Source organism: Marinococcus sp. LNHM5E3-2.1, assembly GCF_056034365.1.
Genome location: NZ_JBQLIB010000009.1, coordinates 79685 through 96103 on the forward strand (window position 1 = coordinate 79685; position 16419 = coordinate 96103).

A 16419-nucleotide genomic window follows, 5' to 3' on the forward strand; every position below is an offset into this window, starting at 1 on the left:
TAATCAGGTTTCCTGCGCTTTTCCGGTTAACAGCAGGCGGATATCATTTTCGCTTAGCGTGTTCAGGCTGTTCTGTTCATCAGTGATGACCTGGTCATACAGGTGTCGTTTTTCCTCCTGCATGTGCTGAATTTTTTCTTCGATGGTTTCATGAGTGATAAGCCGGATTACCTGAACTGTCTTAGTCTGGCCGAGACGGTGGGCGCGGTCAGCTGCCTGCATTTCCACCGCCGGATTCCACCATAGGTCATACAGTACTACGGTGTCCGCTCCGGTAAGGTTAAGACCGGTGCCGCCAGCGCGCAATGAAATCAAGAAGACGTCCGGGCCTTCTTCTTCGTTGAAGGTTTCAGCAAGTCGTACCCGTTCCTCTCCTGGAGTGCTCCCATCAAGATAATAGTAATCGATGCCTTCTTCTGCCAGACGGTTTTTAATAAGAGCCAGCATAGAAGTGAACTGGGAAAAAACGAGTACCCGCTGGCCGTTGGCCGTGCCCTCATGAAGGATACGCACGAGTTCTTCAAGCTTTCCGGATGAGCTTTGATATTCGGGCTCCACAAGCGAAGGGTGGCAGCAGATCTGGCGCAGGCGGGTTAAAAGGGAAAGAAGGTGCATCCGGTTGGAGTCCGCTCCTTCTTCAAGGAGAGCGCCTGCCTCCTGCTGCACGTTCTGCAGCGTTTTTTTGTATATGTCCGCCTGACTCGTTAACAGATCACAGTAAGTGGTCGTTTCAACCTTTTCAGGGAGCTCCTGGAGCACTTCTTTTTTCGTGCGGCGCATAATAAAAGGAGATGCTCTGTCTCTCACCTCTTCGGGACTCCAGGAAGAAAACAGCTTTTTGTTTGGAAAGAGCCCGGGCATCACGACGCTGAATATCGATCTCAGCTCATCAAGCCTGTTTTCCACCGGGGTACCGCTCAGCGCAAAGCAGTATTTACTCCGGAGCTGCTTTACGGCCTTTGCTGTTTTAGATCCGGCATTTTTGACCGCCTGGGCCTCATCGAGCAGAATGCCGCGGAAAAATGTTTCTCCGTACCATTCAACGTCCCGGCGGATCAGAGGATAGGAGGTGATGAAAATATCGCTCTGCTGCTGGATCAGCTGCTCCCGTTCTTTTTTGCTTCCGGAAACAACTGTGGTGTTTAAAGATGGAAAAAAGCGTTCCGTTTCTTTTTTCCAATTATATAAAAGTGAGGAGGGAGCGATAATAACAAATGGTTCTCCTCCGGGGTTCTCTTTGCATTCTGTCGCAATAAAGCCCAGCGCCTGCAGCGTTTTTCCAAGGCCCATGTCGTCTGCCAGAATGCCGCCAAAGCGGTAGGCGGCCAGCTGCTTCATCCACTGGATCCCTTCACGCTGATACGTCCGCAGCTTTACGCCGGCCGGCTCGGCAAGTAATTTATGGTTTTCAGCAGCCCGCCGGATGTTTTCAAGCATGTCATCGACCTCAAGGGTCGTCTGCCAGCGGGGAGTGCCGGAAAGGTGTTTATCCAGATTGAACGCCTGATGGGCCGGATAACGCACTGCACCGCCTTCTTTGGACTGGTCCGGCTTCGGCATTTGCTGTAGGGCGCGGGCGAGGCGCTGCAGCAGCTCATCATCGAGAGGCAGGTACCGGTCGTCATCTGTTTTATAGAAGTCCTGTCCTTCCTGGATTGCCTTCCAGACCCCGGGTGTTTCTAAAGCGTCTGTTACAGACGAGGCAAGCGACAGCTCCATCCATCCCTCATCGGCATGAATGTCAGAAAGTAACGACAGGCTGTCCCCTGGAATAAGCATATTTTCAACTTCTTCACTCATGAAGATGTCCATATAAGGCCGCAGCGCTGCCAGCTCCTTCGATAAAAAACCAATAATATTTTTTGGGGAAGAAAGGACGAAACGGTCATTTTCCTGAAGGAATCCTTTCTTTTGCAGCCGTTGGAGCTGCAGGTGTTCCTGCTGCCGGTCCCGGGGCATAAGATAAGAATCTTCGACAGACGGCACAGGGTCCGGCCGGAAGGCACTGTACTCTTTAAATCCGTAACGGTAAATTAACTCTCCGGTAATTTTACCTCCGGTACCTTTTGAAAGGTAAAGGGCTGTCTGCAGCGGCTCTATGTGAAGATTTTCCTCCAGCTTCTCATTCATTTCCAGGCAGTGGTGATTCATTAACGGAGCGCCCCAGTGTAAAAAGGTATCGAGAAACTCCTGTCGGGAAAAAACGAGGCGCTGCCCTTCTGCCTGTATGAGCATTCGCTGGGCGGCAGCTGCGGTTCGCGCCAGTTCCTTTTCCGGGCAGTACAGCTGTCCGTTCCACAAACAATATATGCTCTCGCTGATAAAAGACGGCGTTTCCTGTTGTGGGGTGGAGAAAATCAGCGTATCCGATTCCTTTTCATAACTGAGAAAAAAAGAATACGGCCAATTGTCTTTCACGTTCCAGGGCCTTTCACCGTATGTATCTGTGATATAGGCATTCGGGCAGAGGTCGAGCAGGCTGAAAAGCTTTTCGACTGCATAAGGCGGCACCGCGATTTCCCTCTTCGTTCCGCTTCTTGCTATCCACTGCTCCTGAAAGGAAGACCCCGATTCCTCATGCCGAAGCACAGAAGCAAGCAGCTGAAGGACATGAAGATCTTCCTCTGAAAAATAGTGGGAGACAGGATCAAATGTTAAAGAAGGAGCCAGGCGGAAGGGGGTCTCGTTTTTCATTGCTTCAATAAACTGATAAATGTTTTTCACAGCGTATCGCTGGTTTTCTCCAATCTTCACCTGGACGACTGGAAATAAAACGTCGGGCCTCCGGTTATCCACAGGAAAAGATAGTAAAAAATCAGCATGTATCTGCGTGCCTATGTCCTCCACCTTTGACTGAAAGGGCGAAAAGTATTCCAGGAACTGATCTTTCACTGTATCTTTTCCGGCCGATGCAGCTGAAACAGGCGAAGCCGGAGGGCTGGTGAAGGCAGGAGCTTCGAGCAGCAGGGCAACAAGATGGCGGCATGGAGCAGACGAGGAATGATAAAAACGGTCGCAGGAACAGTACATTTCCTGAATGGTATGGCTCCCGTCAACGGCAATAAAAACGTCTTCCGGAAAAGGAGTGTCCTTTACGACTGCTTCCACATGCCGGGTCTGCATCAGGGTTTCTTCTGTCATATGGGCGATTTTATATAAATCATACAGGCGTTTGCCTTCTAAATATGTAGTTTCATCGGTCATCTGGCGTATAGCGTCCGGAACAAATAAAGCCAATCCTCATCCTCCTTGCAACGCTGGAAATACTATCTTCCGTACGTTTTCCATGCCCGTATTTTAGCATATTACTCCTGAAATAAGGGAATAAAAGTACATACAATAACGATTGCAAAAGGTATAATATAAAGAAAGAGATAGTCGGAAGGAGAGGTTCTTATGGATATCAGGCAGCTGATTCATGAAGCGAAGCAGGAGGCATGGGCGTTCTTTGCCCATACAGATCCCGCACATGACTATTGGCACACTGAGCGGGTGGCGGCGCTTGCAGGGGACATCGCTGAAAAAGAAGGGGCCGACCCTGATGTATGTATTCTCGCAGCCTGGCTTCATGACATAGGGGATGAAAAGCTTCTCGAAGAGGGGGAAGACGGAGAAGAAAAAATCATGCGCTGGCTTGAGCAAAATGAAGCCGATGAAGAATTGAAGCATCATATTATGCAGATTATTTCTTCGATTTCCTTCCGGCACCATAAAGAACGGGCACCGGAGACTCTGGAAGGAAAAGTAGTGCAGGATGCGGACCGCCTGGATGCCCTCGGTGCGATCGGGATTGCCCGTACATTTGCATATACTGGACACATCCATCAGCCGCTTCATGATCCGCGTCCGGAGTACCGGAACGAACGGAACAGCGCGATTCAGCACTTTTTCGATAAACTGCTGAGGCTGAAAGGAATGATGAATACAGATACGGGCCTATCGATCGCTACAAAACGCCAGCGGTTTATGGTCAGTTATCTGGAGGAGTTTTACAGTGAATGGGAAAGAAAGGCATAAAAATGGGGCTGTCCGGTCATCCGGGCAGCCCTTTCTATATTTATCAGGATGACGGTGCGTTTGTGACATATTCCAAAATTTCTTCGGGACGTTCGAAACGCAGCGTCGGTGACGTATTTTCCGGGTGGACTGCACCCCAGCCGGCTAAACCGAAAGCAGTGCCTGCTTTTTCGGCACTTTCACTGTCATGCTGCGTGTCCCCAATATAAATGGTGTTGGAGGCCTCTGCTCCGCTTTTTTCCATGAATGCCCGGAGCGGTTCTGGAGAAGGCTTATGATGGGTAGTGTCGTCGGCACTGATAATGTAAGAAGCAAACTGCTGCAGGCCAAAGGGTTTCATTTCATGGTCAAATGCCTCGCGTGTTTTGGAGGTAACGATTCCAACCTGGTAGCCCTGAATGTTAAGTCCTTCGAGCAGCTCCTGGATGCCGGGGAATATATCAATCAAAAACCGGTTGTCCTCGAGGTATGCGCTCCATTTTTCCTGTACCGTGCGGCGTTCGTCATCCTGCAGACCCAGCCGGTTTAAGACGTCTGCCTCCGGCATGCCAAGAAGCGGACGCAGATTTTCATTCTCAATAACTTCTCCCGTGGTTTCCTCCACAGCGCGCCTCAGTGATTTAATAATGGCGTCCTCTGTATTAATAAGCGTTCCGTCTACATCAAAAACAAAAGTACCGTACATATTGACTCCTCCTAATAGATATCTCGCTATTTGGTTTTCCCGAGTTTTCCGTTTTTCAATCAGGGAAAAAAGCCCGGTATGAGAGAGCGTTTACATTAAAAACTTTCATGTAATCTATTGAAAAATTGATGTGATATGCTACACTTTGATGGTTCGTGACGTTGGTTTTCATACAGATGAAAGCCTGAAAAAAGAAAGCATGTGAGGCGCGCAACAGGCCGGAATGCCCGCATGCACCAAGGATAAAGAGTATAAAAAAAGAGAGGAGAAAAAAGGTTTGGATTTTTCAAAACTGAAAATGGAGTGGCTCGGAAATATTAGGGGTGACGTGCTGGCAGGAATTGTAGTAGCACTTGCGCTGATTCCGGAAGCAATCGCATTTTCCATCGTGGCAGGTGTAGACCCTCAAGTAGGGCTTTATGCTTCTTTCAGCATGGCGGTAATGATTGCGATTGTGGGAGGACGACCGGGTATGATTTCAGCCGCTACAGGGGCGATGGCATTATTGATGGTCACCCTGGTGGCTGAGCATGGACTGCAGTATCTGCTCGCAGCAACAATTTTGACTGGTATTATCCAATTAATCGTAGGCTTCAGCGGCCTTGCCCGCTGGATGAAGTTTATTCCCAGATCGGTAATGGTGGGCTTCGTCAACGCCCTGGCGATTATGATTTTCACCTCCCAATTAGAGTACTTCCAGGGTAACGGTTACTGGCCGTTTATATTGGCAGGGATTACTCTTATTATTATCTATTTATTTCCGAAGCTTACAGGAGCTGTGCCTTCCACATTAGTAGCAATCATTATTGTAAGTTTAGTTGCTGTATTTGGAGGCATCAATGCTCAGACAGTTGGAGATATGGGGACCCTTCCATCATCTTTGCCGGTATTTTTATTTCCTGATATCCCGCTAAACTTTGAAACGCTTCTGATTATCCTTCCATACGCCTTATCGCTTTCTGTCGTAGGTTTGCTTGAGTCATTGCTGACCGCTACAATTGTCGATGATATGACGGATACGGAAAGTGATAAAAATACGGAGTCCCGCGGTCAGGGAATCGCCAACGTGGTGACTGGCTTCTTTGGCGGCATGGCTTCGTGTGCTATGCTTGGCCAGTCTGTCATTAACGTTAAATCCGGTGGTACAGGCAGGCTTTCTGCCTTCACCGCCGGGGTTGTACTGCTTTTTCTGATAATTGTCCTTCAAAGTCTGGTAGTGCAGATTCCAATGGCGGCATTAGCAGGAGTCATGATCATGGTATCGATCAGTACATTTGACTGGGGCTCCCTGCCGACTATAGCCAAAGCGCCGAAAACGGACTCGACAGTTATGATTCTCGTAGTAGTTACAGTCGTTTATACGCATAACCTTGCGATCGGCGTAGTGGCCGGAGTTATTTTGAGTGCTATTTTCTTCGCGGCTAAAATTTCAAAGGTTCACGTGAGTAAAACTGTTAAGGATGAAACCACACGGGTGTACCATGTGGACGGGCCATTGTTTTTCGCTTCGGTAACTGACTTTGTGAAGAGCTTTGATTACAAAGAGAAATTCGATAGAGTGGAAATTGATTTATCACGAACCCACCTTTGGGATGACTCGGCGGTCGAAGCGATTGAAAAAGTCAGACTGAAGTTTAAACAGGAAGGCACCAAAGTACACTTTACAAGTATTAACGAGGAAAGCTCGGAATTAATGCGCAAGCTTGAAGGAATGTCTTCCGGACATTAAGAAGTAAGTACAGGAGAAAGAATTGTTAATGGAGAGGGGAATGTCTGTGTACCAAAAAGTGTTACTCGCAGCAGATGGGTCCGACCATGCCCGCCGTGCTTCAGGGCATGCGGTAAAGCTATTAAAAAATGTGCCGGACGGGCATTTGGACGTCATTTATATTATTGATAAGGATCAGTCCAAATCGGACGTGCTGCATTACGGAAACAAAGAAATTATTCAGATGAAGCGCCGGGAGCAGCTTGAAGATCTCGAAAACGACCTGAAAGAAGCAGGTATTTCTTACGAGGTTCATATTGAACACGGCGAGCCTGGGCCGACCATCGTATCTTTCGCAAATAGCGGAGCGTATGACTGCCTTGTGATCGGGAGCCGGGGACTTAACCAGCTGCAGACGATGGTGCTTGGCAGCGTGAGCCACAAAGTGGTAAAGCGCGTGCAATGTCCGGTGCTTGTTGTAAAATAAAACCGCCTGCTGTGGCAAAAGCCGCAGCAGACGGTTTTTTTATTGAATGTTTTTAGCGCGGCTCTGCTTTTCGTTTCGTGGAAGAGAGTACGTAGTCATATACAGCCTGAGCGACTCCGTGATCATCATTATGGCTCGTCTCTTCATCGGCGAGCAGTTTTACATCCTGTTCGGAATTTTCCATAGCGATAGCAGTATCAGCGTAGCGGAACATGGATACGTCGTTAAAGTTGTCACCGATCGCAAACGTAACTGCATCCTCCCACCCTGCCTGAATGCGCAGGTGATGGAGACCGGCTCCTTTTTCGGTATTTGGGTGCATAAATTCCAGGTTGTCCCGGCCTGAGGACGTAATGGAAACGTCCTGGCGGATTTTCCACGCGCTTCGGACAGCAGCAAGCTTATCCTCGAGCGGGGAAAGCATCAAAAATTTGTAAATATGCACGTCTTCGCCCTCAATCTCTTCGAGGGAGCGGAGCTGGTGCATATGAAAGCGCCCCGTATTGTATTCCTCCTTGCGCTTGAATTCTGCCATACGATCCTCATAATCGTTCTCTTCTTTTGCGAACACATGGGCGTCCTCCATAAAATACTGCCAGCCCTTCGGCATATAAAACATGCCTTTGTTCGTGTAAACATGAAAATAAACGCCAAAGTCTTCAAGCGACTGTACAACGCGGAGCGCTGTGTCCTTTTCCATTACGTTTTCATACACGACGGATCGCCCCTGGTTTACGATTGCTCCGTTCAGCGAAACGATGCCATCAGCTTCAAGGCCGGCATCCTCGAGCAGATGCTCCACGTCTTCAATGCCCCTGCCGGTTGCAATGACGAGCTTATGTCCTTCCACCCGCATCCGTTTTAATGCTTTGGCATTCTGTTCAGATATATATTTTTTTGAATGGAGAAGAGTGCCGTCCATATCAATTGCTACTACATTCATTCCCGTCACCTCTTATGTAACGCCCGTGGCGTCCGAATTATACATTCAGAATAACATGAATTGACAAACGGAAGTTAATAATAGTTGACGAAATGGTCCGAAGAAGCTATACTCCATAATTGGAAGAAAAACTGACAAACAAAAATGACTCGTATAATCGGACGAACTGGGTCCGATGTTTCTACCGGGAGCCGATTTTCCCGACTACGTGTCTCTGCGTGATCCTTCACGCGGGGGCACTTTTTTATGGTTAAAAATCATATACGGGAAGATAAAGGAGAATGAATGATGCTAAAAAAATTGTTTCAGCTGGAGGACCATCAGACGACAGTAAAAAAAGAATGGACGGCAGGCTTAACGTCCTTCTTTACCATTGCTTATATATTAATTGTTAATCCGGCTATTTTATCTGATACAGGAATGCCGTACGAATTTGCCCTTCTCGCTACGGCACTCGTGACAGCCTTCGGGTGTCTGCTCATCGGGCTGTGGGGTAATGCCCCGATCATTTTGACTCCGGGCATGGGAGTAAACGCCTTTTTCGCGTATACGCTTGTGATTGGAATGGGCTGGACATGGCAGCAGGGACTTGCGATTGTCCTTCTTTCAGGCGTGTTGTTTTTAATAACGGCGTTGACACCGATTGCAGGAAAGCTGGCAAAAGCGGTGCCGCTGTCGCTCAAGCAGGGCATTACAGTCGGTATCGGGGTATTTTTAACCTTTATCGGCCTGCAGAAGGGCGGGCTCGTGCAGGGAGATGCGGAAACTTTTGTGGCTCTTGGCAATCTGGCAGATCCAGCTGCGATGCTGACGCTTTTTGGTCTTTTAATCATGCTGATGCTTGTCGTCCGTAAAGTGAAGGGTGCTTTTCTTATTGGCATTGCGGTTATTTCTATTGCCGCAGGACTGTTTGGGATCAGCAGCGGCAGCGCAGGAGAAACGGCGGAAACTACCGGCGCCTATGCCTCGGTATTTACTGCAGCTGACTTCTCCGCATGGTCGTCTATTCCGTTTTGGACAGCAGTCTTTTCTCTGACTATGATTATCGTGTTTGAAAGTATGGGGCTCTTACACGGCCTGCTGGAGCGTAAAGAAAAATTTGGCCGTTCCTATCAGGCAGCAGCAGTCACGGCGTTTGGCAGCGGCTTTCTCGGCACGTCGCCGACCATTCCAGCTGCAGAAAGTGCTGCGGGAGTGGCAGAAGGAGGAAAAACAGGGCTGACGGCGGTCGTAACCGGCCTGCTGTTTTTGGTGGCTCTCCTGTTCACCCCGCTCTTAGGATTTATTCCTGAAAGTGCGATTGCTCCTGTTTTAATTATTGTTGGAGGGATGATGGTGCAGGAAATCCGCCATATCTCCTTTGATGATGCCTCCGAATGGTTCCCGGCCTATCTGGTCATCGGAATCATTCCGCTCACGTACTCCATTGCCGACGGCATTGCCTTTGGCTTTATAGCCTATCCGCTTTTGAAGATGGCACTTGGAAGTCCGCGGGCCGTTTCGCCGGTCATGTACGCTATTTCGTTTCTCTTTTTCCTTCATTATGTATTTACCTACATGGTGTAATTCCCGCCTTTCGGGCGGGATTTTTTTATTGGCAGAATTGATTTAAACGCTTACGATAGATAAAGGAGATGTATACACCATAGAATTACACAAATTTTTTCGAGGAAAAGAGATCCAATACCGGGGTACGTTGCGTAAGCTGAGTACATACCTCTTTTCCCACGCATTTTGAAAAAAGGAGAAGACCTATGTCGAAGTTATCGGATAACGATTTGTATGAGCGCATACGCGAGCGCGACAGAGAAGCGCTCGAACTTCTGTATGATCGTTACGAACGGCTGCTTTATTCATTCGCCTACCGAATGACCAGGGATCAGCAAATAGCCGAAGAGATCATGCAGGATGTTTTTATGAAAATATGGCAGGGGAAGGGAAGCGCCGTCTACCAGAAAGATAAAGGGTCGCTTTCTTCCTGGCTGCTTACGATTACACGCAACGCCTCGATTGATGCCATCCGGAGAAGAAAGCCGGAAGTGGAATGGGATCCGAGGGATTCAAAAGAGGAAACGACAGGGGTGGAAGAGCAGGTGGAGCTGAAGGAAAGCAACGAAGAGCTCGAACAGGCAATCGCGCTTCTTTCAGAGGAACAACAAAAAATTGTCCGCCTGTTTTATTTTCAGGGGCTTTCCCAGCGTAAGATTGCAGAGTCCTGCGATATACCGCTCGGTACTGTTAAGGGCCGCATAAGGCTAGCCCTAAAGAAATTAAAAGAACACCTCTCCAGGGAACGGAGGGTTGATTATGGCGAGTAATAAACAAGACTGGTTGTTTGATTATATAAATGGTCTTTTGACCACAGAAGAAGAGCGGGAGTTTGAAGCCTGGCTCGAAACGGACGAGGAGACGAGACAGGAGCTTGAGGAAATGCAGGCGATTATGGGAGAGCTTCCCCAGCATATCGAACCGCAGGACCCGCCGGCCGGTATGAAAAACCGGGTTATGGAGCATGTCGTCGGAAGAGAGCCGGAAGAGAAAATCACGGCGGCAAAACCAAAAAGAAAATGGAGCGCTGTAGCAGGCGCACTGGCCGCTGTACTGCTTGCTTCCATAGGCACGAACGTTTACCTTGGCACGCAGTGGCAGCAGGCAGCTGAAGAACGCGAAGAACTCGCCGGAGACCTTGGAGAAATGCAAACGGCTCTTTCCGAGCTTGAAGATTCTTCGCAGGAAACGGGCGAAGTGATTGCGTCCCAGGAGTTTGCCGCTACAGAAAACTCCCAGGGAAGCGGAACGGTCACGCTTCTTAATACAGAGCAGCAGGGAGAAATGGCTGTACACGTAGAAGGACTCGAAAATCTTAATAATAGTGAAGTCTATCAGGTATGGATGGTTGGTGACGGTAACCAGATGGTTCCGGCCGGATCATTTACAACCAATGAAGACGGAAGCGGTTCGCTTGTCTTCCCATCGGATGCAGTGAACGAAGATTGGAACGCCGTAGCGATTACGAGAGAACCAGAGCCGGATAATGAAGCACCTGAAGGTGAAGTAGTGCTCGAAGCTCCGTTTTCCTAAAGCTGCGAAAGGACCGGAAAAAATTTCCGGTCTTTTTTTATATGAAATTGTTTTCATACCGTGGGGGCATGGGAAATTATATCAAATGAAAATTAACAAAAAATTCACAAAATATGATCCAACTGTATATTTGTTTCGTTAGCTGACTGAAACCAAATATAAGGGGGATTCATTCATGTACATCAACTGGAAACGTACCGTCATAGCCCTGCCGTTATCTGCCGCCGTTATTATCCCGGCAGCACCGGGAGTCGCTTCAGCCGACAGTCATGACAGCCACGACGATATGGAAATGTCAGAGGAAATGATGGCTTCTGTAGCCACGCCGGCCGGGGACCTCCGGGCCCAGCTGGACCACTATCTTTCAGAGCACGCCTATCTGGCAGTAACGACGATGCAGAAGGGAGCGGACGGAGCAGATGATTTTGAAGAATCCGCCGCGGCATTAGAAGCAAATACACAGGATCTCACAAGCACTATCACATCCGTTTACGGAGAAGAAGCAGGTGCACAGTTTGAAGAAATGTGGAGCGAACACATCGGCTACTTTGTTGATTACGTGGAAGCGACAGGTGCAGAAGACGAGGAAGCAAAGCAGGAAGCGCTCGACAACCTCGGAAACTATCAGACAGAGTTTTCAGAGTTTCTTGACAGTGCTACTGAAGGCGGACTTGAAGCCGATGCAGCTGCAGAAGGTCTCGGCATGCACGTGGATCAGCTGATCGGCGCTTTTGATAGCTACGTTGCAGGCGATTACGACCAGGCCTACAGCATGTCAAGCGATGCCATTGAGCACATGTACGGAGTCAGCGAAGGCTTATCAGGTGCTATTGCCGCCCAGTTCCCGGAAGAGTATGACAACACCACCCCGGACACCCCGGCGGTTGATCTTCGTTCGGACCTGAACTTCCTGCTTTCAGAACACGCAGCGCTCGCTGTAACGACGATGCAGAAGGGTGGAGCCGGAGCAGAGGATTTTGGGGCAGCGGCAGGAATTCTGAATCAGAATACACAGGAGCTCTCTGATACAATTGCTTCCGTGTACGGGGAAGAAGCAGGAGAACAGTTTGAAGAAATGTGGAGCGAGCACATCGGCTACTTTGTTGATTATGTGGAAGCGACAGGTGCAGAAGACGAGGAAGCAAAGCAGGAAGCACTCGACAACCTCGGAAACTATCAGACAGAGTTCTCTGAATTCCTGGCAGGGGCTACCGAAGGTGAACTGGAAGCAGAAGGACTTTCTGAAGGTCTCGGCATGCACGTGGATCAGCTGATCGGAGCTTTTGACAGCTATACAATGGGAGAGTACGACAGTGCCTATGAAGATACACGCGAAGCTTACGGCCATATGTTCGGCGTGAGTGAAGGTCTTTCCGGCGCCATTGTAGCTCAGTATCCGGAGAATTTTGAAGAAAGCTCTTCTGACGAAGCAATGCCGGAAGAAATGCCTCAGACCGGCCTTGGCGGCTCAGAGCAGAATGTGAGCCCATGGGGAATTGCTGCCGGCAGCATGGCGCTCATTCTTGCAGGGATTGCTGTAACGAAACGTCGCCGCGAAGAAGCGTAGTATTTATTTTTAAAAAGGCTGTCCTGCAGAGGGCAGTCTTTTTGTGTGCAGGCGATAAACATGGTATGTATGAGATACTGATAAAAGGGAAAAGAAAAAGCATGGAATAAGCACAAATGAAGGGAGAAATTGAAGCAGATGAATTGGAAAATAATCGCAGCCACGGGAACGATGCTTATCGCTGCAGGATGCTCCGGAGATTCAGAGGAAGGCGGGACGTCCTGGGAGGAAGAGGATTGGGAGGATATTGAGGAAGAAGCCGCTGGAACGACCGTGGAATTACATATGTGGGGCGGGGACCAGGGAACCAACGAATACATAGATGAATGGGTGGCCCCGCGTCTGGAGGAGCAGTATGACATTACGCTGAACCGGAATCCAATTGAAACCGAAGATGCGCTGCAAAATCTTTATTCTGAAAAAGAAGCGGGCACAGAAGAAGGGACGATGGATATCGTCTGGCTGAACGGGGAGAATTTCCGCAACGCAAAGGAAAACGAGCTTTTATACGGTTCCTTTGCAGACGCTCTCCCTAACGTTGAAAATCATATTGATATGGAAGCCGATACAAACGCGTATGATTTCGGTACGCCGGTTGAAGGGATGGAAGTGCCGTGGGGGTCGGTACAGTTTACCTTTATGTATGATACGGAAAAGGTTGAGACGCCTCCGGACAGTATTGAAGAGCTGGCTGCATGGGTGAAGGAGAATCCGGGAGAGTTTACGTATCCGGAAGCGACCGATTTTACCGGTAACGCGTTTCTGCGTCATTTTATTTATAACAATGTCGAAGCCGAACAGGTTATTGAACAGGGCTATGATGAAGAATGGATCGATGAGCAAAGCGGCAGTATGTGGGAGACCCTGCGGGAAATGGAGCCGGATTTATGGAGAAACGGAGAGACATATCCATCGTCGCTCAGCCAGCTGGACCGGCTGTACCGGGACGGCGAAGTGTCTATGACCATGGGCTACAATGAAGCTCGGGCGGAAAGCCTGATCCAGGACGGCACGTTTCCGGAAACAACAGACACGTTTGTATTTGATAACAATTCGATAGGGAACACCCATTATCTGTCTATACCTTTTAACAGCACTAATGTACCGGGAGCGATGGCTGCGATTAATTACCTGGTGTCTCCGGAAGCCCAGCTGCAGAAACAGGCGCCGTCAATGTGGGGGGACAGCACCGTTCTTGATCTGGATACGCTCTCCGGGGAGATGCGCCAGAAGTTTATTGAACAGGACCGCGGGGATTCCGTGCTGGATACGGAAGTGCTGAACAACGCCTATCAGCCGGAAATGGATGCGGGCTATGTAGAGTGGACCGAAGACCGGTGGGAAAATGAAATTGTTCAAAGGTAAAAGCATGATAGTTATGCTTTTGCCGGCTCTTCTCGTTACGGCAGGGCTTTCATTTTACGCGGTCGCAGTACTGTGGACGCGGCTGGGCGCAGAAGGAAGTCCGTTAGTCATCCTTAATGAGATAGCTTCGCTGCCTGCTTTTTGGGAAAGCCTCAGCTTCAGTTTTGGAGTGACGGCCGTTTCCACCGTGCTTTCTTTAGGGATCGGAGTGATCGCATCTAAATTATTGTTTGGTAAAAAGCGGAGTGCCGGAGCTGGTTCGCTGTTCTGGGTCCCAATGGCTGTACCCCATTTTGTGGGGGCTTATCTTGTCATCTGGTTTTTTTCGCAAAGCGGATGGGCAGCCTCTCTGACGCAGCAGATGGGCTGGATCGACAATAGAACAGAGTTCCCTATCCTGACAAATGATACTGGCGGCATCGGTATTATTTTATCCTACGTATGGAAAGAGGTGCCTTTCGTGGTGCTGATGACAGCACCGGTATACCTTGAGATGAACAATTCGGTAAAACATGCAGTGGCGACGCTTGGCGGTGGGTCGTTCCGTCAATTTAAAGACGCGGAATGGCCTTATTTAAAAGCAGTAACCCTGGAAACAGGAGTAATCCTGTTTGCGTTTGTTTTCGGTGCCTTTGAAGTGCCGGGGCTGATAGGGGCAACCCGTCCGGAAATGATTGGTGTTACTATTTTTGAATGGTACAGTGGCGGAAACTGGGAGGAGCGTCCCTATGCCTACGCGGTATCGGCCTGGATCGGCGTGATATTCATTACTCTCAGCGCACTTCTGATGTGGTATACTCGCCGGCTGCGTATACGGATATGGAGGGGGGAGTAGCATGAAAAGAAAAGCAGCAGCAGCCGCTTTTGCACTTTGCTTTGCAGTCCCTTTGCTTGCGCTCATGGTGCAAAGCTTCGCTTCGGAATGGCCGTTTGGGGAGGTTTGGCCGACGGCTTGGACGCTCGACGGCTGGGGAGTGCCATTTGGCGACCCGCTGCTTGCCGAGGCCTGGGGACAGACGATTCTTATTGCCCTCTGCGTGGCGGCTCTGAACCTTGTGATCGGCATTCCGGCAGCCAAAGCGCTTGTTGTCCGGGAATTCAGGGGGAAAGAACTGATAGATGCCATGCTTTTAGTCCCTGTGCTTCTTCCGATTACCGCCCTTGCTGTCGGTCTGCACATTTTTGCTCTGCAAAGTGGTACCGCAAATACATGGTACGGGGTCGCTTTTTTTCATCTGCTTCCGACACTTCCATACACGATTCGTATCATTCGTGCCGGCTACGAGCGGATAGGAAGAAGTCAGTATGAACAATCGCGAAGCCTCGGTGGCGGGGCAGCCGCCAGGTTTTTGCTGATTGAGCTTCCCCAGATGACTGCTTCTGTGCGCACAGCTGTCTTTTTCGCCGTCGTAATTTCTGTCAGCCAATTTGCCCTGACTGTTATTATAGGAGGAGGAACGGTTACGACCATGGCGGTATTGTATTATCCGTATACAAACAGTGCGCCGCCGTCAGCAGTCAGTGCCTTTTCATTAATGACAGCCGCCCTGCCAGCGGCGGCTGCGCTTGCTGCTGACGGAGTACTCAGAATAAGTACGAAAATTTTAAAATCGTGGTAGGGGTAGGGAAATATGTCGTATGTGTCAGTTCAGAACGGAAGCAAGGTCTATCAGGACAATCAGGTGCTCCGGAACATAAACCTCGAGCTTAAAGAGGGGGAAAACCGAAGCCTGGTCGGTAAATCCGGCACGGGAAAATCAACACTTTTACGCTGTATTGCGGGTATTGATACGTTTTCAGGCGGTACGGTGATGATTGACGGGGCAAGTGTAAACGAAAGTCCCGCGGAGAAGCGTCCTGTCGTGTTAATGTTTCAGCAGCCGCTGCTTTTTCCGCATTTAACGATTCTGCAAAACGTTACGTACGGTTTGAAGATGAAACGAATACCTAGAAAAGAACGCACGAAAGCCGGCAGGCAGCTGCTCGAAAAAATGGAGATAGGGGAGCTTGGGGCACTGTATCCGTATCAATGCTCCGGAGGCCAGCAGCAGCGTGCAGCTCTTGCACGGGCGATAGCTGCAACACCGAAAGTATTACTGCTTGATGAGCCGTTTTCGAGTCTGGACGCCTCTTTACGTAAAACAATGCGCCACTGGGTGAAGGGAATACTGGAGCAGGAAAACATCACCTCAATGTTTGTTACGCATGACCGCGAGGAGGCATTCGATATGGGAGAGAGTGTCAGTGTGATGGCCGGCGGAGAAGTTATAGAAACAGGTAATAGAGACAAACTGATGAGGGCGCCGGAGCGACAAGAGACTGCTTCTCTGCTAGCAGATGGATGGTGGTTTCCGGAGAAAGGCTTTGTCCCGGCCGAAGCTTTGCGGGTCACAAAGGAGGCGGGAAAGGGTTATGTCGCAGCTGAAGCAGGACCTGTAAAAAAACAGTATGGCCTGTGGATTCAGACATTTTATGGAGTTGGGGGAGCCCAGTCCGTTACCCTTGCTGTGAATGAACCGTTTCAAGGAAAAACATTTATAACCTGGATTTAAAAAGGGGGCAGCGG

General features: G+C 49.4%; 14 protein-coding genes and 1 riboswitch. Of the genes, 11 read left to right on the top strand and 3 right to left on the bottom strand.

Annotated elements, in window-relative coordinates; all coding sequences use genetic code 11:
• Positions 1-3: 3 nt before the first annotated feature.
• The gene (locus ACTRXH_RS11335; protein ID WP_474261428.1) at positions 4-3237 is read right to left on the bottom strand and encodes a DEAD/DEAH box helicase; all 3234 of its coding nucleotides are present in this window, start codon (positions 3235-3237) and stop codon (positions 4-6) included.
• Positions 3238-3396: 159 nt separating this feature from the next.
• Here ACTRXH_RS11335 and ACTRXH_RS11340 point away from each other — a divergent pair, with 159 nt between their 5' ends.
• Complete coding sequence (locus ACTRXH_RS11340) at positions 3397-4017, top strand: HD domain-containing protein (RefSeq protein ID WP_474261427.1); 621 nt, start codon at positions 3397-3399, stop codon at positions 4015-4017.
• 43 nt (positions 4018-4060) lie between these two features.
• On the opposite strand, the gene ACTRXH_RS11345 is transcribed toward ACTRXH_RS11340, so the two are convergent.
• The gene (locus ACTRXH_RS11345) at positions 4061-4702 is read right to left on the bottom strand and encodes an HAD family hydrolase (RefSeq protein WP_474261426.1); all 642 of its coding nucleotides are present in this window, start codon (positions 4700-4702) and stop codon (positions 4061-4063) included.
• A 277-nt stretch (positions 4703-4979) separates the two neighbouring features.
• Here ACTRXH_RS11345 and ACTRXH_RS11350 point away from each other — a divergent pair, with 277 nt between their 5' ends.
• Together ACTRXH_RS11350 and ACTRXH_RS11355 are read left to right on the top strand one after the other, a co-directional pair.
• On the top strand, positions 4980-6431 hold the full coding sequence (locus ACTRXH_RS11350) for a SulP family inorganic anion transporter (protein ID WP_474261425.1): 1452 nt from the start codon (positions 4980-4982) through the stop codon (positions 6429-6431).
• A gap of 40 nt (positions 6432-6471) precedes the next feature.
• Entirely contained in the window at positions 6472-6897 is a 426-nt protein-coding gene (locus ACTRXH_RS11355; RefSeq protein WP_474278623.1) for a universal stress protein, read from the top strand.
• A gap of 52 nt (positions 6898-6949) precedes the next feature.
• On the opposite strand, the gene ACTRXH_RS11360 is transcribed toward ACTRXH_RS11355, so the two are convergent.
• Entirely contained in the window at positions 6950-7840 is an 891-nt protein-coding gene (locus ACTRXH_RS11360; RefSeq protein ID WP_474261424.1) for a Cof-type HAD-IIB family hydrolase, read from the bottom strand.
• 129 nt (positions 7841-7969) lie between these two features.
• A riboswitch (purine riboswitch) is annotated at positions 7970-8067 on the top strand.
• A gap of 61 nt (positions 8068-8128) precedes the next feature.
• Here ACTRXH_RS11360 and ACTRXH_RS11365 point away from each other — a divergent pair.
• The 8 genes from ACTRXH_RS11365 to ACTRXH_RS11400 all read left to right on the top strand — a co-directional run bounded on the left by ACTRXH_RS11365 (position 8129) and on the right by ACTRXH_RS11400 (position 16405).
• The gene (locus tag ACTRXH_RS11365) at positions 8129-9406 is read left to right on the top strand and encodes an NCS2 family permease (protein ID WP_474261422.1); all 1278 of its coding nucleotides are present in this window, start codon (positions 8129-8131) and stop codon (positions 9404-9406) included.
• 188 nt (positions 9407-9594) lie between these two features.
• On the top strand, positions 9595-10158 hold the full coding sequence (locus ACTRXH_RS11370) for an RNA polymerase sigma factor (protein WP_474261421.1): 564 nt from the start codon (positions 9595-9597) through the stop codon (positions 10156-10158).
• Positions 10148-10921 (top strand): anti-sigma factor, encoded by a 774-nt coding sequence (locus tag ACTRXH_RS11375; RefSeq protein ID WP_474261420.1) that lies wholly within the window; start codon positions 10148-10150, stop codon positions 10919-10921. Before ACTRXH_RS11370 ends, ACTRXH_RS11375 begins: the two co-directional genes overlap by 11 nt.
• A gap of 175 nt (positions 10922-11096) precedes the next feature.
• Complete coding sequence (locus ACTRXH_RS11380; protein ID WP_474261419.1) at positions 11097-12488, top strand: copper amine oxidase; 1392 nt, start codon at positions 11097-11099, stop codon at positions 12486-12488.
• 138 nt (positions 12489-12626) lie between these two features.
• Positions 12627-13853: an ABC transporter substrate-binding protein gene (locus ACTRXH_RS11385; RefSeq protein ID WP_474261418.1), complete on the top strand. Its 1227-nt coding sequence runs from the start codon at positions 12627-12629 to the stop codon at positions 13851-13853.
• Positions 13834-14688: an ABC transporter permease subunit gene (locus ACTRXH_RS11390; protein WP_474282162.1), complete on the top strand. Its 855-nt coding sequence runs from the start codon at positions 13834-13836 to the stop codon at positions 14686-14688. The genes ACTRXH_RS11385 and ACTRXH_RS11390 overlap by 20 nt, the downstream gene beginning before the upstream one ends.
• A gap of 1 nt (position 14689) precedes the next feature.
• Entirely contained in the window at positions 14690-15472 is a 783-nt protein-coding gene (locus ACTRXH_RS11395) for an ABC transporter permease (RefSeq protein WP_474278636.1), read from the top strand.
• Between the two features lie 12 nt (positions 15473-15484).
• Entirely contained in the window at positions 15485-16405 is a 921-nt protein-coding gene (locus tag ACTRXH_RS11400) for an ABC transporter ATP-binding protein (RefSeq protein ID WP_474282164.1), read from the top strand.
• Positions 16406-16419 lie beyond the last annotated feature (14 nt).